Raw genomic sequence first — 21,219 nt, forward strand, 5'->3', positions numbered from 1 at the left:
CCCGTGGGCTCAGGGGCGTGGGTAGGAGCGGTTCAGGAGCACCTTGGCCGCGATTGAAGGATGGTCCACACAGGTCGCCTCGACGACGTAGGCCGTGACCCGGGTGCTGTCACCAGGGACGGGCAGGAGGACGAGATAGGCGTCCTTGCCGTCGTACGTGCCGGGCTTGGCCCCGAGGGGGGATCCGGTGCTGTTGATGCCCTGCCGGACGCACGGGGGGACCGAGATGGGCTCGCTCTTGAGGGTGTTCGGCCTGTCGGAGTCCGTGCCGGAGTCGACGCCGAAGCTGTGCGGGGGACGGGCGGGGCCCGGTGTGTGCGGGGACGCACTGAGGAGTCCGGAGACCTGCTTGTCCAGGGCTTGTCCGGCGAAGGTGTCCACGGCGGTGCTCGACCGGCCGTGAGCCGAGGTGCCGGGTCCCTTGTCGTCGTGCAGGGACACCAGCACCGCTGAGACGACACCGAGGGCGGCCACGGTGAAGGCGGTTCCCAGGACGGCGATCCTGCGGCGGCCGTGGCGGGTGCGGGCCTTACGGCCGGGGCCGGTGCTGGAAGGGCGGGCGCGGCCCGCGGGACGGTCGGCGATCGATGTTTCACGTGAAACACGGGGAGCGGAACCCTCGTCGTCTGCGTCCGGCGCATCGGCCTCGGCGGCCAGGGCGGCGTCGATCCGGTCAGCGATGTCGCCGGGCATCTCCTGCGGCCCGTGCAAGGTGCCGAGCAGAGTCCTGATCTCCTCGAGCGAGGCGTGGACCTCGGCACACGACTCGCACTCGTCCAGATGCCGGTGCAGGTCGTCGGCCCGGGAGGGTGTGAGCAGGCCTTCGGTGAGGTCGGAGATCTCCGTGACGTCCGGGTGTCCTGCCGTATCCGTCGTGGATGTCACGTTCGCCCACCTCCGCCCTTCGCAGCCGCTGGATCACTTGGCCCGGGATCCTTCGAGCCCGGGCTCTCGGGACGTGCCGCCGGTGGGACGGATGTCCCCTGCGCCCGGTTCCGTCCCACGCCGGACTCGTTTCCGACGCCGGCGTTCTCCGGCCGCAGGTGGGTGAGCAGCGGGAGGAGTCTGGCTCTGCCCCGGGCACAGCGGCTCTTCACCGTGCCGGTCGGCACGTCGAGGATGCGGGCGGCCTCGGCGACGGGATATCCCTGCATGTCCACGAGCACCAGGGCGGCCCGCTGGTCGGGCGGCAGGGTGCCGAGCGCCTCGACGAGCTGCCGCTGCACGTCGTTCCGTTCGGCGGGCGCGGAGGCCGACTCATGCGGTTCCAGCAGCTGTTCCAGCCGCTCGGTGTCGTCCACCGGTGACGTCTTCCGCGTGGCCGCCTTGCGGACCCGGTCCAGGCAGGCGTTCACCGTGATCCGGTGCAGCCAGGTCGTGACGGCCGACCGGCCGCGGAAGGTGTGGGCGGCCCGGTAGGCGGAGACGAAGGCGTCCTGGACGGCGTCGGCGGCCTCCTCGCGGTCCCCCAGCGTGCGCAGGGCGACCGCCCAGAGGCGGTCGCGGTGGCGCCGTACGAGCTCGCCGAAGGCGTCGGGATCGCCTTCCACATGACGGGACAGGAGGTCCTGGTCGCTCGCGTCGCCGTAGGCGGTGCCGTCCGCCATCGGGCCCCCTCCCCCTGGTCCGAGGTGTCAGCCCGTGAACTTCACGTCGGTGATGGCCTGCTTGTACCCGGATCCGCTGTAACCGTCGCCGGGCGCCAAGGGCACGTCCGTGATCCACAGCAGGACGTACCGCGTCTTCGCGGCCTTCGACGCCTTCACCGTGAGAGAGGTCCCGGTGGTGGTGGCGGTTCCGATCTCCTTCATCCCGTCGACACCAGTCGAGGGGGACAAGGAGTCCGTGGCGTACAGGTGGACCGTGGTGTGGTCGCCGGCGTAACGCAGCCCTATGGACGCCGTGTCGAGCGTCCTGGCTGAGCCGAGGTCGTAGACGATGCCCACGCCCGGCTTGTAGGGAGCCAGGCGGGGACCGGCGTTGTAGCGCCTGGTCCGCCAGTACGTCGACGTGTTGTCGTCGTAGGTGTTGCCGACGTCCTCCGGGGCCTGGGCGTCACCGCTGGCGACGTACTCCTGGGCGCCCTGGACCTTGAGCGGCACGGCAGGCTTCGGCAGCTTGTCCTTCTTGTCGTTGCCGTCCTGGGTCTGCGTCTGGGTGTCCTTGTCGGACTTGCCGCCCTGGTCCAGCAGGGCGTCCGCGAGCTGCCAGCTGCCGAGGCCGAGGGCGGCGATGAGGAGGGCCGAGACGGCCCACTTCAGGGCCTTGCCGGTACGGCTCTGCAACGGGGGCGGCGGCGCGGGGACCGGCTGGGTGATGCCGGGATGCGGCGCCGGGCGCCCGTAGGTGCCCTGCTGGTACGACGTGCCCTGGTACTCCGGCGGCGCGGCGAACACGGGCTCCGGCGGACGGACCCGCGGCATCTCGCCGATCGCCTTCACCAGCTCCTCGGGAGTGGTGCACGGCGACTCGTGGCGGGAGGCGGTGGCGCCGTCGTTGACGAGGGCGCGCATGGCGAGTTCGGACAGGCCGCGGTGGACGCCGGCGCGCACCTGGTCCGGGGCGATGAGACCGAGGTCCTTGGGGAGGCCGGACAGGCCGTAGGCGTCGTTGTCGTAGGGCCAGCGCTGGGTGAGCGCCGCGTACAGCAGGGCGCCGATCGCCTCGGTGTCGGTGCGCTGGGGGGTGTCGGAGCTGATGCCGCGCAGCGCGGCGTTCACGGCGAGGCCGCGGATGCGCCACTGGCCGGTGGAGGCGCGCAGCACGGCGTTGGGGTTCAGGCGCAGATGGGCGAGGCCCTCGCGGTGCGCCGTGGCCATGGCGGAGGCGACCTGGCTGACCAACTGGTAGGCGTCGTGCGGCTCCAGGGGCCCGGCCGAGAGCAGGGTCGTCAGTTCGGTGGCGTCGGGGAGCCATTCGTGGACGACGTAGACGAGGTCGTTCTCCTCGACGGCGTCGAGGACCTGGACGAAGCGGGGGTCGCCGAGCAGGGCGGAGGAGCGTGCCGCGGCCAGCACGGAACGGGCGCGTGAGTGGAACGCGGGCAGGATGTGCACGCCGACGGCGCGGCGAAGCTTCTCGTCCACCGCCCGCCAGCTGCTGAACCCGTCCAGACGGGTGACGCACTCCTCCAGGCGGTAGCGTCCGGCCAGTTTGTGACCGCTGTGCAGTTCAGGCGGTGAGGTCCTCGTTCCAGGACGCTCGGTCCCGCCGTTCCCCTGCCCCTCGTCGATGTCCGTGTCCCGCTCCTGGTTCTGGGCCACCCCGTCGGCCGTGGACTGGTCCGCCTCGGCGGTCAGCGGCTCGTCACCGCTGTTGTCTGCCACGTCGACGGCAGCCGTGCTCCGTTCCGCCACCGTCGCTCCTGCCTCCCCATCCATCGCGCGTTGTCCGACGCCGAAACCAATTGTGCCCACAGTCCGCTGCTATGCACGACACACAGCCGCGGCCGATGGTTGTGCGCCTACCCCCGCCTCAACGCCCCAGCCGCCCGCGGACCATTCCCACGAGCGAGTTGAGCTCCTCGATCCGCATGCGGCGGGCGGCGACGAAGAAGATGCCGAAGAGCAGGATGCCACCGGCCACCAGCGCGGCGAACGAGCCCACGACACCCTGGCCCAGCACATGGCCGACGCCGTAGCAGGCGGCCCCGCTGACGAGGGCGGCCGGTACGGACGCGATGCACAACCGCGCGTAGGTGCGCAGCACGTGGGAGCCGTCGAGGTCACCGCCGAGCCGCTTGCGCAGCCGGTTCCAGGCGACGCCGACACCGATGGCGTAGGCGAGGCCGTAGGCGGCGGACATGCCGATCACGGACCAGCGGGCCGGCAGCAGGACGTAACACAGGACCGAGGCACCGGCGTTGACGGCGGCCACGATGACCGTGTTGTAGAAGGGAGTCCGGGTGTCCTCGTAGGCGTAGAAGGCGCGCAGGACGACGTACTGCACGGAGTACGGGATCAGGCCGAGGCCGAAGGCCATCAGCATGTAACCCATGTTCGTGGCGTCGCCGGTGCCCGAGGAGCCGAAGATCAGCGTGCACATCGGGATGCCGAGCGAGACGAAGCCGAAGGCGACCGGCACGATGGCGACGGCCGTGGTGCGCAGGCCCTGGGAGATGTCCTCGCGGACGGCGCCGCCGTCGCCCTCGGACGCCGAGCGGGAGATCCGCGGGAGCAGCGCGGCCATCAGGGACACGGTGATGATGGCCTGCGGCAGGCCCCAGATCAGCTGGGCGTTGGCGTAGGCGGAGAAGCCGGTGCCGCCGACGTCGGAGTGCTTGCCGGCGGCGGTGGACAGCTGGGAGACGACGAGCGCGCCCGCCTGGTTGGCCAGGACGAACAGGACCGTCCACTTGGCGAGGGTCGCGGCCTTGCCGAGACCGTGGCCGCGCCAGTCGAAGCGCAGCCGCAGCCGGAAACCGGTCTCGCGCAGGTAGGGGATCATCGCCAGGGCCTGGACCACCAGACCGAGCAGCACGCCGATGCCCAGCAGCCGCTGGCCCTCCGGCGGGATGTTCGCGACCTTCATGCCGGAGTCGGCCGAAGTGCCGTACACCCAGATGAACATGCCGAGCGTCACGATGATGACGATGTTGTTCAGGACCGGGGTCCACATCATCGCGCCGAACTTGCCGCGGGCGTTGAGGACCTGCCCCATGACCACGTGGATGCCCATGAAGAAGATCGAGGGCAGGAAGTAGCGGACGAAGGTGATGCCGACCTGGTTGGACGCCGGGTCGCTGGCGACCGAGTCGGACAGCAGACGGATCAGGAGGGGGGCGGCGAGGATCGCGAGCGCGGTCAGTGCGCCGAGCGCGACCATGACGAGGGTCAGGAGCCGGTTGGCGTACGCCTCGCCCCCGTCGTCGTCCTCCTTCATGCTGCGTACGAGCTGGGGCACGAAGACGGAGTTGAGGCCGCCGCCGACGGTGAGAATGTAGATCATCGTCGGCAGCTGGTAGGCCACCTGGAAGGTGTCGCCGAGCACGCCGATACCGAGGGCCGAGGCGATCAGCGCGGACCGGACGAAGCCGGTGAGGCGGGAGACCAGCGTGCCGGCCGCCATCACGGCGCTCGACTTCAGCAGGCCGGACGCCTTTCCGCCCTTCTTGGCGGGTGCGGCCTCGGCGGGCGCGGCGACGGGCGCCTGGACGGTGGCGTCGACCGGAGCGGGCGCGTAGGGACCGGCGGGGCCCTGGCCGACGCCGGGGACCGGACCCGGACCGGGGTTGGCGGGCACCCCCATGGGCGGGTACGCGCTCGTCTCCTGCCGCTGAGCCTGGTAGCCGTACTGGCCGGCCGCCTGGTAGCCGCCCGCGCGGGGGTCCTGGTAGCCCTGCTGGAGGTTCTGGTAGCCCTGCCCGGGGTTCTGGACGTCACCGTGGCGCGGGCCCTGGTAACCGCCCTGCTGCTGGTCGCGGAAGAGGTGGGCGAAGGCGTCCGGCTCGTGCTGCTCCTCGCCGGAGTGGCTGACCAGGTCGTCGACACCGACGAACTGCGTGGTGCGGGGGTCCTCGCCGTAGGGCAGGTGCTGGGAGGCGCCGCCCGACGGTTCGGGCGGCGGGGTCTGGGCCCACACGCGCGGGTCGGGGGCGTACGGCGACTGCGGCGGGTTCCCGTACAGAGGCTGCTGGGGCCCGTAGGCGCCCGGGGGCGGCGGGGGGTGCGCGGCACGGTCGTACAGCGCCTCGCCGACCGGGTCCTGAGCGGTGAGGTCCTGCGCCCGGTAGGGGTCCTCGGCGTAGGCGTCCTGGAGGTACATGTCCGCCGGGTGCTGCGGTGGCACCTGGCCGTGCTCGGGCGGCGGGGCGTCGGGGTGCCCCGAGCTGCCCACGGCCTGGCCGCGGTCACCGTCGTACGGCGCGTTCATGGTTACCCCACCTCATCGTCCCGGGCCCTCCGGGCCACGACATCCTCAACGGTCCACTTTCTCACCCGTGCCGGACGGGTCGGCGTTTTCCGCTGCGGTGTCCGGTGTCGGGTCACTCGGCTGCTCCGGGCCTTTCGCCCGGGGCCGGGCGCCCGGTTCTTGCTTGGGACGCTCGGAGGTGCCCTCGGGGTTCTCCGGCTCATCGTCCGGCCGGTCCGCGCCTTCGGCGGCCTCCCCGGAGTCCTCCGGGTCGTCCTCCGCCGCGTCGGCTTCCTCGGCGGTCTCCGCTTCCTCCCTGGCCGCGGCGCGCTTGCGCTGGGTGTACATGCGGAAGCCGGCGAGGACGAGGAGCAGGACGCCGCCGCCGATGACGAGCATCACCGTGGCGGTGATCTCGGTGACCTTCACGTCGAAGACGACGGGGGCACCGTACGTCCGGCCGTCCTGCGTGTACAGCTGGGCGATCACCGACACCGGGCCGTTGGCGTTGGCCGACGTGGTGAACTTCACCGACTGGCTGTGCCCGCCCGAGACGGTGACCCGCTGCTCCGAGTAGGCCCGTCCGCCGATCTTGAGTCGGGTGGGGTTGGTCGAGGTGAGGCGCAGCACCAGGTGGTCGACGCCCTGCACCAGGTTGTTCTGCACGGTGACGGGGATCGTGGCGCTGCGGCCGGACAGTTTGGTCTCCGACTTGTCGATCAGTTTGACCTGCTCGGAGATGTCGTCCAGGTACGCCTCCACGCCGTCCCGGAAACCGGACGCCGCGCTGCGCCGGCCGCGCCACGACGTGGACATCTCCCGGTTCATGGCCCGCCCGAACGGTGTGACGACCCGCGACTCGTCGGTGAGCACGACCTTGAAGTTGTCGACCTTGTCCTGTGTCCTGGCGATCTCCGCGAACGCCGTGCGGCCGAGCTGCCGCTTGCGCAGCGAGGAGGGGTAGTCCGAGGCCGACGGGACCCGTGTCGTGGCGCTGGGGTCCGGCTTGGCCTTGGCGGTCGCGCCCAGTCCCTGCGACTGGGACCAGGTGCTCTGCTGGAGGGCGGTCAGCGCCTGTGCCATGGCCTGGGCCTGACTCGCGCTGGGCATGCGCTGCGGTGCCACGACGATGCTGCGCTGCTTGCCGGTCTGGCCGTTGATCTCCAGGCTCTGGGCGAGGAACCGCTGAACGGCGAGGGTGCTCGTGCCGGCCCGTGTCATGTCGCCCTGGAACGCCGTCGACAGCCGTGCGTCGGCGACGACCGCCGTGGTGCCTCCGCCGATCGGGCGGGCGGCCGAGGGCGTGTAGGTCAGGCCGTCGGGCTCCTCGAGGCTGTCACTGCGCGCGATGACCTTGTCGGCGCCCGCCGAGGTGGCGACCCGGACGATGGACGGGTCGACGGCGCCGTCCACCGGCCAGGCGAAATCCGTGTCCGGCTTCACGTGGAGCACCGTCTCCACCGTGCTGGAGGCGACGTCGGTGGCGTCCTTGAGCTGGCTCAGCGAGCCGGTGACGCTCGTGCCGTTGTGGGCGAGGGAGGCGAGGTCGGGGTCGGCGAAGGGCAGCGCCACGACCTCTTTGCCCGTCACGGCCTGCTGCAGTTCGGCGAGCCACTGCTTGGCCACCGCCTGGTGGGTGCCGGCGACGGGATCGGTGTCGCCGCTCGTCCGGATGCGGTAGCTGCGGGTCATCGCGTCGACGGACGCCAGCAGGTCGGGGTCGATCACCCAGGTGACGTCGAGGTCCTTGCCCAGGGAGAGCATCCGCTCCAGACGGCCGCCGGGGGCCAGGTCCTTGGCGAGGTCGTCGTTGAGGAAGACCGGGATCTGCTGGGTTCCGGGCCCCGTCTCGGCCGTCATGTGCACGGTGGAGACGAGCGGCCACAGATAGGTCGTCCGCGTCTTGGTGTCCGCCTCGTCGGGCTGCCAGGGCAGGAACGTGTGCTGGATGCCCAGTACCTGCTCCCACGGCTCGGCCGAGGTCTGGCCGGACAGCGAGACGGAGAGCTCGTAGACGCCGTCCGGGCCGAGGTTCAGCTTGCCGACCGGCACGGAGATGCTGAAGTGCTGGGCGACGCCGGGAGCGAGCCGGCTGAACTTCTGCGCGTACTTGCCGTCGATCTCCGGGCCGTCGGCGCCCGGGTCGAAGTCGGTGCGCCGGGCGATGTCGTCGATGGTGGAGCGGGTCTCCACCTCCTGGCCCACCCGCAGACCCACGTGGGCGTCGGTGACCGTCTGCTTGCCGTTGTTGGTCACCGTGCCCGAGACGGTCAGCGTGTCCCCGTCCGAGGGGGCGTCGGGGGTGAGGGAGTCGAGGGACACGGCCACCGTGCGCGAGCCGGAGGCCGCCGCCCGGAGGGCGTCCTGGCCCAGGGCGTGCGCGGCCGGTGCGGCGGGCAGCTGGACCAGGCCGGCCATCAGCGGCGCCGCGGCGAGCACCGCCCAGGCACGCCGCAGCAGGCGGCGGGCAGGTGAGGGACCGGTCCCCTGGAAGTCTGCCGCCTCGGCCACGCGCTCGCCCGTCCCTCGTCGTCGTCAGTGGTCGTCGGAATGTACGTCCACGCATGGTAACGAGACGCGCGGAGGGGAAGTGCCGCGGAGGCGGCCTCAAGATCGGCGGCAGGGAGGGAGCCGCCTGTATGTAGAGGTATCCGGCGATTGTGTTCGTTGTGTCACGCAGGTCCCGTTTGTGCGGTCGCCGAGCGCCGTCGCCGCCGTCCGTGCGGGTGCCCGGCGAGCCGGTCGGGCGGCCGGTTCCGCGAAGCGGCCGGGCACCCCGGCCACGTACCCTCTTCTGTTGTGCCGAACGCCAACGATGACACCTCCCCCGCCCTGAGCCAGGTACAGCAGCGCGCGGTGAGCGAACTGCTGCGAGTGGCCCCTGTCGCCGACGACCTCGCGCGCCGATTCCAGGAGGCCGGGTTCTCCCTCGCCCTGGTCGGCGGCTCGGTCCGGGACGCGCTGCTCGGCCGGCTGGGCAACGACCTGGACTTCACGACCGACGCCCGCCCCGAGGACGTACTGAAGATCATGCGGCCGTGGGCGGACGCGGTGTGGGAGGTCGGCATCGCCTTCGGCACGGTCGGCGCGCAGAAGCAGGCCTGTGTCGAAGGTGCCGAGCGGTGCTTCCAGATCGAGGTGACGACCTACCGGTCGGAGGCGTACGACCGCACCTCGCGCAAGCCCGAGGTGTCGTACGGCGACTCCATCGAGGAGGACCTCGTCCGGCGCGACTTCACCGTCAACGCGATGGCGGTGGCGCTGCCGGAGAAGCACTTCATCGACCCGCACCGGGGTCTGGAGGATCTGGCGGCACGGGTACTGCGCACCCCGGGCACGCCCGAGGAGTCCTTCTCGGACGACCCGCTGCGCATGATGCGGGCCGCGCGTTTCGCCGCTCAGCTCGACTTCGAGGTCGCCCCCGAGGTCGTCACGGCGATGAAGGAGATGGCCGGCCGTATCGAGATCGTCTCGGCCGAGCGGGTTCGGGACGAACTGAACAAGCTGGTCCTGTCCGCACACCCGCGCAAGGGCCTCACGTTGCTGGTCGAGACCGGACTCGCCGACCGGGTGCTGCCCGAGCTTCCCGCCCTGCGGCTGGAGCGGGACGAGCACCACCGGCACAAGGACGTCTACGACCACACGCTGATCGTCCTGGAGCAGGCCGTCGCGCTGGAGAAGGACGGCCCCGACCTCACCCTGCGGCTGGCCGCGCTGCTGCACGACATCGGCAAGCCGCGCACCCGCCGGTTCGAGAAGGACGGCCGGGTCTCCTTCCATCACCATGAGATGGTCGGCGCGAAGATGACCAAGAAGCGCATGACCGCACTGAAGTACTCCAATGAGCTGGTGAAGGACGTCTCGCGCCTGGTCGAGCTGCACCTGCGCTTCCATGGTTACGGCACCGGCGAGTGGACGGACTCCGCCGTCCGACGCTATGTCCGCGACGCCGGTCCCCTCCTCGACCGCCTCCACAAGCTGACCCGTTCCGACTGCACCACGCGCAACAAGCGCAAGGCGGCCGCGCTCTCCCGGGCGTACGACGGTCTGGAGGAGCGCATCGGCGAGCTCCAGGAGCAGGAGGAGCTCGACGCCATCCGTCCGGATCTCGACGGCAACCAGATCATGGAAATCCTGGGGATCAAGCCTGGTCCGGCGGTCGGGAACGCCTACAAGCACATGCTGGAGCTCCGTCTGGAGAACGGGCCGATGGAGCATGACGCGGCGGTGGCGGCTCTGAAGGAGTGGTGGGCCCAGCAGAACTGATCGACGGGGGGGTCGTGTTTCACGTGAAACACGACCCCGGCCGGAGACCTGCCTGTGCATGACGAAGGGGCGATGTTTCACGTGAAACATCGCCCCTTCGTCATGAGCGGTAGAGCTACTTCTTGGCTTCCTTCAGGCAGAGCACGACATCGTGTCCGCCGCCGTACTGGACGTAGGAGATCGTCGCGTCAGTGACAGCCTTGCACTTGTCCTCGTCGGTGGAGCCGTCGAACTTCTCGACCACCTTGTACTCGGCCTTGTCGGACGAGCAGTCGACGTCGTTGAGGTCGGGCTTGGACATGGTGCCGTCGTTGTGCATGCAGGAGCCCACCGAGGTGGTCTCCGCGTCGTCGCGGCTCAGGAACCAGCCGAGGCCCAGGGCGCCGCCGAACTTCAGCAGGCCGATGAGGACGGCGACGAGGATGCCGCCGACGATGCGCAGGGCCTTCTTGCCGCCGCGCTTCGCCGGCGCGGGCGGCGGCGGGGGAACCGGAGCGCCCTGCTGCTGCGGGAACGGGGCGTACGGCTGCTGCGGCGGGTAGGGCTGCGGGGGGACGACTCCCGGCTGACCGGGCTGCTGCCCCATCGGAGCGGTGGGCGCCTGGGCGTACGGATTCTGGCCCTGGGGCGGCGGCGGAGTGGTCACTTGAAGAGTCCCCCTAGAGAACATAGGCACGATGACGCGAACATGGCGTCGAAATAAGACGCACGTAAGCTACAGGCCCCCACTGACAACCCTGAACTCCACAGGGGGTCTGTGTCATTGATGTGACACTGAGCGGCGCTCATACCGGGCGATAGCCACCGCAACCGCTCCGTAGACCGCGGCGACCGTGATCACCAGGGCCGTCGACCGGCCGTCCGGCGGCAGCATCAGCGCGGCGACGGCCGCGGCGCCGACGAAGGCGACGTTGAAAAGCACGTCGTAGAGGGAAAAGATCCGGCCGCGAAAGCCGTCATCGACCCGCGACTGCACGACGGTGTCCGTGGCGATCTTGGCCGCCTGGGTGGTCAGCCCCAGGACGAATGCCGCGACCAGCAGCGGACCGGCGGCGAACGGCAGGCCGAGAGCGGGTTCGAGGACGGCGGCGGAGCCGGCGCACACGACGATCCACCACAGGGGGCCGAACCGTCCCGCCGCCCAGGGCGTCACCAGCGCGGCCACGAAGAACCCGGCACCGGAGAACCCCAACGCCAGCCCGAGCAGACGCAGTCCCTCACCGGTGCTCGACGTCAGGCCGTAGCGGCACAGCATCAGCACCATCACGGTCAGCGCGCCGTAGCAGAACCGCATCAGCGTCATCGCGGCCAGCGCCCTCGCGGCTGCCCGGCGCGGTGGCTCGGCGAGGTGCCGTACGCCCGCCGCCAGATCACGGACGGTGCCGGTCAGCGCGGTGGACAGCCGCGGACGAGCCGGGCGGCGGTCCGGGCCGAGCAGTTCCGGGGCCAGGAGCAGCGACACGAGCGCCGCGCACAGATAGAGAGCGGCGCCCAGCAGCACCACGGCCGTGTCGGAGTCGGCGCCGGTCAGGCGTATGAGGAAGGCGAGACCGCCGCCCGCGAACGCGGCCAGGGAGCCCGCGGTGGGCGTCAGGGAGTTGGCCATCACCAGCCGCTCCGCGTCGACCACCCGCGGCAGCGCGGCCGACAGACCGGACAGGACGAAGCGGTTGACGGCGGTGACGCACAGCGCGGACACGTAGAACAGCCAGTCAGCGGCGCCGGCCGCCATCAGCGTGGCCGTGGCGGCCGCCATCACCGCACGCGCCAGATTGCCGTGGAGGAACACCTGGCGGCGTCGCCAGCGGTCCAGCAGGACGCCGGCGAACGGGCCGATCACGGAGTACGGAAGCAGCAGCACCGCCATGGCGGAGGCGACCGCGGCGGCCGATGCCTGGCGCTCCGGCGAGAAGACGACGTAGGTGGCGAGGGCCACCTGGTAGACGCCGTCGGCGCTCTGGGACAGCAGTCGTACGGCGAGCAGACGCCTGAAGTCCCGCAGGCGCAGCAGGACACGCAGGTCACGGACGACGGCCATGAGGCACAGCCTCACATACGGGAAGGTCCCCGGACGCACCACGGTGCCTCCGGGGACCTCTCAGCCCTGGCAGGAGCGGTTTCGGTGAGTGGCTCGTCAGCGCTCGACTTCGCCGCGGATGAACTTCTCGACGTTCTCGCGGGCCTCGTCGTCGAAGTACTGGACCGGCGGGGACTTCATGAAGTACGAGGACGCGGAGAGGATCGGGCCGCCGATGCCGCGGTCCTTGGCGATCTTCGCGGCGCGCAGGGCGTCGATGATGACACCGGCGGAGTTCGGGGAGTCCCAGACCTCGAGCTTGTACTCCAGGTTCAGCGGGACGTTGCCGAAGGCGCGGCCCTCGAGGCGGACGTAGGCCCACTTGCGGTCGTCGAGCCAGGCCACGTAGTCGGACGGGCCGATGTGGACGTTGTTCTCGCCGAGGTCCCGGTCGGGGATCTGAGAGGTGACGGCCTGCGTCTTGGAGATCTTCTTGGACTCCAGGCGCTCGCGCTCGAGCATGTTCTTGAAGTCCATGTTGCCGCCGACGTTCAGCTGCATGGTGCGGTCCAGGACGACACCGCGGTCCTCGAACAGCTTCGCCATGACGCGGTGCGTGATGGTGGCGCCGACCTGGGACTTGATGTCGTCACCGACGATCGGGACGCCCGCCTCGGTGAACTTGTCCGCCCACTCCTTGGTGCCGGCGATGAAGACCGGAAGGGCGTTGACGAAGGCGACCTTGGCGTCGATGGCGCACTGGGCGTAGAACTTCGCCGCGTCCTCGGAGCCGACGGGCAGGTAGCAGACGAGGACGTCGACCTGCTTGTCCTTGAGGATCTGGACGACGTCGACCGGCTCCTCGGCGGACTCCTCGATGGTCTGGCGGTAGTACTTGCCCAGGCCGTCCAGGGTGTGGCCGCGCTGGACCGTCACACCGGTGGAGGGGACGTCGCAGATCTTGATCGTGTTGTTCTCGGAGGCGCCGATGGCGTCCGCGAGGTCCAGGCCGACCTTCTTCGCGTCGACGTCGAAGGCGGCGACGAACTCGACGTCACCCACGTGGTAGTCGCCGAACTGCACGTGCATCAGGCCCGGGACCTTGGACGCCGGGTCGGCGTCCTTGTAGTACTCGACGCCCTGCACCAGCGAGGCGGCGCAGTTGCCCACGCCGACGATGGCTACGCGAACCGAACCCATTCCGGTTGCTCCCTGTGTGTACTCGGTGAAGCCCTGACCGGGCATCACGTGACGGTGTCGCCGGGCGTATCCGGCCGGGGGGGCTCCCCGGACCGGGGCAGGCCGCCCGTCGCTCCAGATGTGGTGTCCTGCTGAGCGGTTCCCCCGGCGGCGGACCCCTTGAGGTCCCGTCCGGCCCGCTCGCTCTCGATGAGCTCGTTCAGCCAGCGCACTTCGCGCTCCACGGACTCCATTCCGTGGCGCTGGAGCTCGAGGGTGTAGTCGTCGAGGCGTTCCCGGGTGCGCGTGAGGGAGGCGCGCATCTTCTCCAGGCGCTCCTCCAGCCGGCTGCGGCGGCCCTCGAGCACCCGCATGCGCACGTCGCGCGACGTCTGCCCGAAGAAGGCGAAACGCGCGGCGAAGTGCTCGTCGTCATAGGTGTCGGGGCCCGTCTGGGAGAGCAGCTCCTCGAAGTGCTCCTTGCCCTCCGCGGTCAGCCGGTAGACGATCTTGGCGCGTCGTCCCGTGAGCGGAGCGGCGAGCGCGTCCTCGGCGGTGTTCCCCGGTTCCTCCGTCAACCAGCCGCTCGCGACCAGCGTCTTGAGGCAGGGGTAGAGCGTCCCGTAGCTGAACGCACGGAACACCCCCAGTGACGTATTGAGTCGTTTGCGCAGCTCGTAGCCGTGCATCGGGGACTCGCGGAGCAGGCCGAGTACGGCGAACTCAAGGATTCCGGAACGCCGGCCCATCGTCGCCTCCTCTCTGCCGCGACCCGGTGGTGTCGGATGCCACCCCGGGTGCCGTGACGGTCTTTATCTCGCGCTGATGTATCGACTCGATACATCACGACGATAGAACGGCCGACCCCGCGCGACAAGAGGGGGCATGGTGAACGGGATCACATCACTGTTTCATTGGAGCCAAGTTGCCTGATTTGGGGTGAACTTCGGAGCTCGGAGGGTTTTGCCGGTGCGTAGTCTGTGCGCCATGTACACCACCGGGAACCGAATGACGCCTGGGGACGTCCTCGTCCTGGGTGCAGTACGGATGAATGTGCGACCGACCACATCCGTACTTCGGGGGGACCGGAAACCAGCCGCCGTTTCCAGGCGCGCGCCTGTGCGCCTGCCCGAGGAGTAATCGTTCGATGAGCGAGCACCGTCGCAAACCGCAGCAGCCGCAGGGAGGCGGACGTGCCGCGGCCCGACGCGGCCCCTCCGGTTCGTCCTCCGGCCGCCGTGCGGCTCCGCGAGGGGCCACCGGATCTCCCGCTGATTCCTATGGGGCCGGTTCCCAAGGATCGGACTCGTACGGCTCGGGGGGTGAGGAGCGCGCCTATGGCGGGCGCGCCGAGGCCCGCCGGGCGGCACAGCGCGGAGGCAGCCGGCGCCGTGGTGCCGACCCCGGCGGACCGGGGCGCGGCCGGGGCCGTCCGGGGCCGCCCGCCAAGAAGCGGTTCATCGACTACCCGCGCGCCGGCAAGTTCGGCTGGCGCCGCTGGATGCCCTCCTGGAAGCTGATGACGGGGCTGTTCATCGGCTTCATCGGGAGCCTGGTGGCGGTGGCGGGCATCGGCTACGCGATGGTGGACGTGCCCAACCCCGCGAAGACGGCCACCGCTCAGAACAACGTGTACTACTGGTCCGACAACACCGAGATGGTCCGCACGGGCGGTGAGATCAACCGCCAGATCATCAATTACTCGGACATTCCCGCGAACATGCGGTACGCGGTCATCTCGCAGGAGAACAAGACCTTCGAGACCGACAGCGGCATCGACCCGAAGGGCATCGCACGCGCCCTCTTCAACATGGCGCGGGGCGGACAGACCCAGGGTGGTTCGACCATCACCCAGCAGTACGTCAAGAACGCGATGCTGGACGACCAGTCGCAGACCATCTCCCGGAAGTTCAAGGAGATCTTCGTCGCGATCAAGGTCGGCGCGGAGGTCCACAAGGAAGACATCATGGCGGGTTACCTCAACTCGTCGTACTACGGGCGCGGCGCCTACGGTCTTCAGGCGGCCTCACGCGCGTACTTCAACACGGACGCCAAGCACCTGAACGCGGGCCAGTGCGCCTTCCTCGCGGCGATGCTCAAGGGCGCCACGTACTACGACCCGGCGGGTGCGACCTCCATCGACCCGAACGCGACCGCCGAGGCCAACACGAAGCGCGCCGAGACGCAGATGCAGGACACGCTCGACAAGATGGTCGAGTACGGGCATCTGAGCCCCACGGAGCGCGCGAAGTACACGAAGCTCCCCAAGTGGCAGAACCCTCGGTCGAACACACGGCTGAGCGGCCAGGTCGGTTATCTCGTCGACCTCGCCAAGGCGTACATCATCCACAACACGAAGATCACCGCGAACGACCTGCAGCAGGGCGGCTACCAGATCCACACGACCTTCGACAAGAAGAAGGTCAACGAGCTGGTCGCCGCCGTCACCAAGGTCCAGAAGGCGAACATCAAGCCCAAGCTGCGCCCGGACACCGACAAGTACGTCCAGTTCGGCGGCGCCTCGGTGGACCCGGCGACCGGTGCCATCGTGGCGATCTACGGTGGCGAGGACGCGACCAAGCACTTCACGAACAACGCCGACGCCACCGGCGCCCAGGTCGGCTCGACCTTCAAGCCGTTCGTGCTGGCGGCGGCCATGCGCGACGGAGTCCGCGACCCGAACAAGGGGCCGACGCAGGGGCCGGAGACCCGCACCCTGGTCTCGCCGAAGAGCCGCTTCAGCGGTCTGAACGGCCTCAAGATCAAGAAGTACGACGGGTCCGTCTGGAGGAACGAGAAGGGCGAGGAGTGGCTGCAGACCAATGACGGCCACGATTCCGTCGGCAAGGCGCCCGACTACATGATCGACCTCCGCGAGGCGATGCAGTGGTCGGTGAACTCCGCCTTCGTGCAGCTCGGCATGGACGTGGGCCTGGACAAGGTCAAGGACGCCGCGGTGGACGCGGGTGTGCTGGAGGACAGCCTGACCGGCACCACCTTCCCGTCGTTCTCCATCGGCATCTCCGACCCCAGCGCCATCCGCATGGCGGGCGCGTACGCGACCTTCGCCGCCAGCGGCAAGCAGAACGACCCGTTCTCGGTCACCGAGGTCGACAGCAAGGACGGGCGGGTCTACAAGCACGAGACCAAGACCAAGGACGCCTTCACCGCCAAGATCGCCGACAACGTCAGCGACGTGCTGAAGACCGTGGTGGACAAGGGCACCGGCACCCACGCCCAGCTGCCGGGACGCGACGTGGCCGGCAAGACCGGAACCACCGACGGCAACAAGTCCGCCTGGTTCGTCGGCTACACCCCGCAGCTGTCCACCGCGATCAGCATGTTCCGGATCGACGACAACGCGGACACCAAGTCGCGCAAGTTCCTCGAGATGTACGGAACGGGCGCCCAGAAGCAGATCCACGGCGCCTCGTTCCCGTCCGAGATCTGGCACGACTACATGCTCCAGGCGCTGGAGGGCCAGCCGGCGAAGCAGTTCCCGACGCCCGAGCCGATCGGTGAGGTCGTCAACGCCGCGCCCAGCCCCACCCCCAGCCCCTCGGTCACCCCGAGCCAGTCGTCCAGCCCGACGCCGACCGAGTCCGCCACACCGAGCAAGACGCCCAGCAGTGCGCCGCCCTCGCCGTCGGAATCGGAATGCGGCTTCTTCGGCTGCTCCGACAACGGGGGGCAGCAGGGCGGCAACAACGGCAACGGCGGCAACAACGGCAGCGGTGGAAACGGCGGGAACGGCGGCGACGGCGGGAACGGCGGCGCAGACGGAGGAACCCTCCCGTCGCCCACGTCCTCCGAGACGACAGGGGAAGGCAGCGACCAGGGCAGCACCTGGGGCAACGGGGGACGCGGAGGCGTCTTCGGCAATTAGCCGCAGCACTGTCCGATCAGGGCGTTTCACGTGAAACATGGGCCGCCGCACCCACCAGGTGCGGCGGCCCACGGCGTATCCCCAGGCACGTACGGCAGGATGTCCGCATGCCCAGTGCTGAATCGACGCAAGCGAGCGCGCACGAGCCCGGACCGGTGCTGCCGACCCGGGAGGACGAGGTCGCCGCGGCCGGCAGCGAGCTGATCGGTGGCCCGATCGGACGGCGTGCCCTGCTCGGGAGGTCCTGGTGGACCCCGGTGCGCGTGGTCGCCCTCGTCGCGATCGGCATGTTCGCCCTCGGCCTGGTCCAGAAGGCGCCCTGCTACCACAGCGCCTGGTTCTTCGGCGCCAGCTCGCAGTACACGAAGGCCTGCTACTCGGACATCCCGCACCTCTACCAGGGACGCGGCTTCGCCGACGGCCTGGTGCCCTACTTCGACAAGCTGCCCGGCGACATGCCGTACCTCGAGTACCCGGTGCTCACCGGCGTGTTCATGGAGGTCGCCTCCTGGCTGACCCCGCACAGCGGCACCCTGCAGCACCAGGAACAGTGGTACTGGATGGTCAACGCCGGGATGCTGATGGTCTGCGCGGCCGTCATCACCGTGTGCGTGGTGCGGACGCACGCCCGGCGGCCGTGGGACGGCCTGCTGCTCGCCCTGGCGCCGGCGTTCGCGCTGACCGCGACCATCAACTGGGACCTGCTGGCGGTCGCCCTGACGGCCGCCGCGATGCTGATGTGGTCCCGCGGGCGATCCGTCGCCTTCGGTGTCCTGCTGGGGCTCGCCACGGCCGCCAAGCTCTATCCGGTGCTCCTGCTCGGCCCCCTGCTGGTGCTGTGCTGGCGTGCGGGCAGATGGCGGGAGTTCGGCAGGGCCCTGGGGGGCGCGGCCGTCGCCTGGCTGGTCGTGAACCTGCCGGTGATGGCCTTCGCCGGCGACGGCTGGTGGCAGTTCTACCGGTTCAGCCACGACCGGGGCGTCGACTTCGGCTCCTTCTGGCTGGTCATCGCCCAGGAGTCGAGCAATCCGCCCAGCACCGACTTCGTGAACACCATGGCCACGCTGCTGGTGGTGGTCTGCTTCCTGGGCATCGCGGCACTGACGCTCACCGCCCGGCGCCGGCCGCGCTTCGCCCAGCTCGCCTTCCTGATCGTGGCGGCCTTCATCCTCACCAACAAGGTCTACTCGCCGCAGTACGTCCTGTGGCTGGTCCCGTTGGCCGTGCTGGCCCGCCCGAAGTGGCGGGACTTCCTGATCTGGCAGGCCTGCGAGGTGGCGTACTTCCTCGGGATCTGGATGTACCTCGCGTACACGACCAGCGGGGACGCCCACAAGGGACTGCCGACCGAGGGCTACCACTGGGCGATCATCGTGCACCTGGCGGGAACGCTGTACCTGTGCGCGGTCGTGGTGCGCGACATCCTCATGCCGGAGCGGGACGTGGTGCGCGGCGCGGGCGACGACGACCCTTCGGGCGGTGTGCTGGACGGCGCCGAGGACGTCTTCGTCCTCGGCACGTCGGCCCGCGCGCCGCGCCATGCGGGCCCCTACGCGGGGACGCGGGCGGAGTGGGCCGCCGAGCCCGCCGTCTCACCCGAAGACCGTTCGCTCTGAGCGAACGCGGTCCGTCGGCTCACGCGAAAGGCCGTACCCGGGGCTTCCGGGTACGGCCTTTCGCGTGAGCCGGGGGCGTGCCGCTCAGCGGTCCAGGATGCGGTCGAACTGCGTCGTGGTGTGCCGCAGATGGGCCACCAGCTCGTCACCGACCTTCGGCTCCGGCGCGTCGGAGGGCACGAAGAGGATCGACACCTGCATGTGCGGCGGCTCGGCGAACCAGCGCTGCTTGCCGCCCCAGACGAACGGGGAGAGGTTGCGGTTCACCGTGGCGAGGCCGGCCCGTGCGACGCCCTTGGCGCGCGGCATGACGCCGTGCAGGGCCTTGGGGGCCTCCAGGCCCACGCCGTGCGACGTACCGCCCGCCACGACCACCAGGAAGCCGTCGGAGGCGGCCTTCTGCTGCCGGTAGCCGAAGCGGTCGCCCTTGGCCACCCGGGTGACGTCCAGGACCGCGCCGCGGTACTCGGTGGCCTCGTGGTCGCCCAGCCACAGCCGGGTGCCGATGCGGGCGCGGAAGCGGGTCTGCGGGAACTGCTGCTGCAGCCGCGCGAGCTCCTCGGCCTTGAGGTGGCTGACGAACATGGTGTGCAGCGGCAGCCGGGCCGCGCGCAGCCGGTCCATCCAGCCGATGACCTCCTCGACGGCGTCCGACCCGTCGGTGCGGTCCAGCGGCAGGTGGATGGCGAAGCCCTCCAGCCGGACGTTCTCGATGGCGGCGTGCAGCTGCGGCAGTTCCTGCTCGCTGACGCCGTGCCGCTTCATCGAGGACATCACCTCGATGACCACACGGGCCCCGACGAGGCCGTAGACGCCGTCGATGGACGACACGGAGCGGATCACCCGGTCGGGCAGCGGCACCGGCTCCTCACCGCGCCGGTAGGGCGTCAGCACCAGCAGGTCGCCGCCGAACCAGTCCTTGATCCGCGCGGCCTCGTACGTCGTGCCGACGGCGAGGACGTCCGAGCCGAGCCGGGTGGCCTCCTCCGCCAGTCGCTCGTGTCCGAAGCCGTAGCCGTTGCCCTTGCAGACCGGGACCAGCCCCGGGAACTGCTCCTGCACGTGCTTGTGGTGCGCACGCCAGCGCGCGGTGTCGACGTAGAGCGTGAGCGCCATGGCCGGACCTGGGACCTTTCTCCTGGTTGCGGTGTGTCGTCAGAGGTGGATGGGACGGGCGCCGCCCAAGACGGGGACGCCTTCGGCGGGGGCGGGGCGGTGGGTGCGGGTCAGCGGCGCGACATGTAGATGTCGAGCGCCTTGTGGAGCAGCTTGTTCAGCGGGAAGTCCCACTCGCCGAGGTACTCGGCCGCCTGCCCGCCGGTGCCGACCTTGAACTGGATCAGGCCGAAGAGGTGGTCGGTCTCGTCCAGCGAGTCCGAGATGCCGCGCAGGTCGTACACCGTGGCGCCCAAGGCGTAGGCGTCGCGCAGCATCCGCCACTGCATCGCGTTCGAGGGACGGACCTCACGGCCGATGTTGTCGGAGGCGCCGTAGGAGTACCAGACGTGCCCGCCGACGATCAGCATCGTCGCCGCGGCCAGGTTCACCCCGTTGTGCCGGGCGAAGTACAGCCGCATGCGGTTGGGGTCCTCGGTGTTGAGGGCCGACCACATGCGCTGGAAGTACGACAGGGGACGGGGCCGGAAGTGGTCGCGGACCGCCGTGATCTCGTAGAGCCGCTGCCATTCCTCGAGGTCGTAGTAGCCGCCCTGGACGACCTCGACGCCGGCCTTCTCGGCCTTCTTGATGTTGCGGCGCCACAGCTGGTTGAAGTTCTTGTGCACCTCTTCCAGGGACCGGTTGGCCAGCGGCACCTGATAGACGTAGCGCGGCTGGACGTCGCCGAAGCCGGCGCCCCCGTCCTCGCCCTGCTGCCAGCCCATGCGGCGCAGCTTGTCGGAGACCTCGAAGGCGCGGGGCTCGATGAAGTCCGCCTCCAGGTCACGCAGACGCTTGACGTCCGCGTCCTGGATGCCGCGCTTGATGGTCTCGGCGTTCCAGCGCCGGATGATCACCGGCGGGCCCATCTTCACCGAGAAGGCGCCCTGCTGCTTGAGGTGTGCCAGCATCGGCTGGATCCAGTCCTCCAGGTTCGGCGCGAACCAGTTGATGACCGGGCCCTCGGGCAGGTAGGCGAGGTAGCGCTTGATCTTGGGGAGCTGGCGGTACAGCACGAGGCCGGCGCCGACCATCTGACCCGTACGGTCGTCGAACCAGCCGAGGTTCTCCGAGCGCCACTCCGCCTTCACGTCCGCCCATGCCGGGACCTGCATGTGACTCGCCGCCGGCAGGCTCTGGATGTAGGCCAGATGCTGCTCTCGACTGATGGTCCTCAGGGTCAGGCTCATTCGGGGCGCTCCTCGGGCTGGCGTGTCCCCATGGGTTCAGGGGCTCCGGCTCTCGCG

General features: G+C 69.9%; 14 protein-coding genes. 3 read left to right on the plus strand and 11 right to left on the minus strand.

Annotation, left to right across the window (positions count from 1 at the left end; genetic code table 11):
• Positions 1-9: 9 nt before the first annotated feature.
• From ACH5A8_RS11370 to ACH5A8_RS11390, 5 genes are all read right to left on the minus strand, one after another.
• A complete protein-coding gene (locus tag ACH5A8_RS11370) occupies positions 10-885 on the minus strand; it encodes an anti-sigma factor family protein (protein ID WP_399000466.1) in 876 nt (291 codons plus the stop codon).
• Positions 882-1,607 (minus strand): RNA polymerase sigma factor SigM, encoded by a 726-nt coding sequence (gene sigM, locus ACH5A8_RS11375; RefSeq protein ID WP_399000468.1) that lies wholly within the window; start codon positions 1,605-1,607, stop codon positions 882-884. Before sigM ends, ACH5A8_RS11370 begins: the two co-directional genes overlap by 4 nt.
• 27 nt (positions 1,608-1,634) lie before the next feature.
• Entirely contained in the window at positions 1,635-3,356 is a 1,722-nt protein-coding gene (locus tag ACH5A8_RS11380) for a protein kinase family protein (RefSeq protein WP_399000470.1), read from the minus strand.
• Positions 3,357-3,474: 118 nt separating this feature from the next.
• Positions 3,475-5,871 carry a murein biosynthesis integral membrane protein MurJ gene (gene murJ / locus ACH5A8_RS11385; RefSeq protein WP_399000471.1) on the minus strand — a complete coding sequence of 799 codons (2,397 nt, stop codon included), beginning with the start codon at positions 5,869-5,871 and terminating at the stop codon, positions 3,475-3,477.
• 45 nt (positions 5,872-5,916) lie between these two features.
• Positions 5,917-8,361: a DUF6049 family protein gene (locus tag ACH5A8_RS11390; RefSeq protein ID WP_399000473.1), complete on the minus strand. Its 2,445-nt coding sequence runs from the start codon at positions 8,359-8,361 to the stop codon at positions 5,917-5,919.
• A gap of 288 nt (positions 8,362-8,649) precedes the next feature.
• On the opposite strand from ACH5A8_RS11390, the gene ACH5A8_RS11395 reads away from it, so the two are divergent.
• A complete protein-coding gene (locus ACH5A8_RS11395) occupies positions 8,650-10,116 on the plus strand; it encodes a CCA tRNA nucleotidyltransferase (protein WP_399000475.1) in 1,467 nt (488 codons plus the stop codon).
• 115 nt (positions 10,117-10,231) lie between these two features.
• Here the strand turns inward: ACH5A8_RS11395 and ACH5A8_RS11400 are convergent, their stop codons facing one another.
• From ACH5A8_RS11400 to ACH5A8_RS11415, 4 genes are all read right to left on the minus strand, one after another.
• Positions 10,232-10,762 carry a hypothetical protein gene (locus ACH5A8_RS11400; protein ID WP_399000477.1) on the minus strand — a complete coding sequence of 177 codons (531 nt, stop codon included), beginning with the start codon at positions 10,760-10,762 and terminating at the stop codon, positions 10,232-10,234.
• A 114-nt stretch (positions 10,763-10,876) separates the two neighbouring features.
• Positions 10,877-12,154, minus strand: coding sequence for an MFS transporter (locus ACH5A8_RS11405; protein WP_399000479.1), 1,278 nt, complete (start codon positions 12,152-12,154; stop codon positions 10,877-10,879).
• Between the two features lie 96 nt (positions 12,155-12,250).
• A complete protein-coding gene (locus ACH5A8_RS11410; protein ID WP_399000481.1) occupies positions 12,251-13,333 on the minus strand; it encodes an inositol-3-phosphate synthase in 1,083 nt (360 codons plus the stop codon).
• Between the two features lie 44 nt (positions 13,334-13,377).
• Positions 13,378-14,061, minus strand: a complete 684-nt coding sequence (locus ACH5A8_RS11415; RefSeq protein ID WP_399000483.1) for a PadR family transcriptional regulator — start codon at positions 14,059-14,061, stop codon at positions 13,378-13,380.
• A gap of 398 nt (positions 14,062-14,459) precedes the next feature.
• Between ACH5A8_RS11415 and ACH5A8_RS11420 the strand changes: the two genes are divergently transcribed.
• Positions 14,460-17,198, plus strand: coding sequence for a transglycosylase domain-containing protein (locus ACH5A8_RS11420; protein WP_399000485.1), 2,739 nt, complete (start codon positions 14,460-14,462; stop codon positions 17,196-17,198).
• Positions 17,199-17,305: 107 nt separating this feature from the next.
• Positions 17,306-18,814 (plus strand): glycosyltransferase family 87 protein, encoded by a 1,509-nt coding sequence (locus tag ACH5A8_RS11425; RefSeq protein ID WP_399000487.1) that lies wholly within the window; start codon positions 17,306-17,308, stop codon positions 18,812-18,814.
• Positions 18,815-18,898: 84 nt separating this feature from the next.
• On the opposite strand, the gene ACH5A8_RS11430 is transcribed toward ACH5A8_RS11425, so the two are convergent.
• Together ACH5A8_RS11430 and femX are read right to left on the minus strand one after the other, a co-directional pair.
• Entirely contained in the window at positions 18,899-19,930 is a 1,032-nt protein-coding gene (locus tag ACH5A8_RS11430) for an alanine racemase (RefSeq protein ID WP_399000489.1), read from the minus strand.
• 110 nt (positions 19,931-20,040) lie between these two features.
• Positions 20,041-21,162 (minus strand): peptidoglycan bridge formation glycyltransferase FemX, encoded by a 1,122-nt coding sequence (gene femX, locus ACH5A8_RS11435; protein ID WP_399000491.1) that lies wholly within the window; start codon positions 21,160-21,162, stop codon positions 20,041-20,043.
• Between the last annotated feature and the right edge of the window lie 57 nt (positions 21,163-21,219).

This window comes from Streptomyces sp. NPDC018610, assembly GCF_044391765.1.
Classification (GTDB): Bacteria; Actinomycetota; Actinomycetes; order Streptomycetales; family Streptomycetaceae; genus Streptomyces.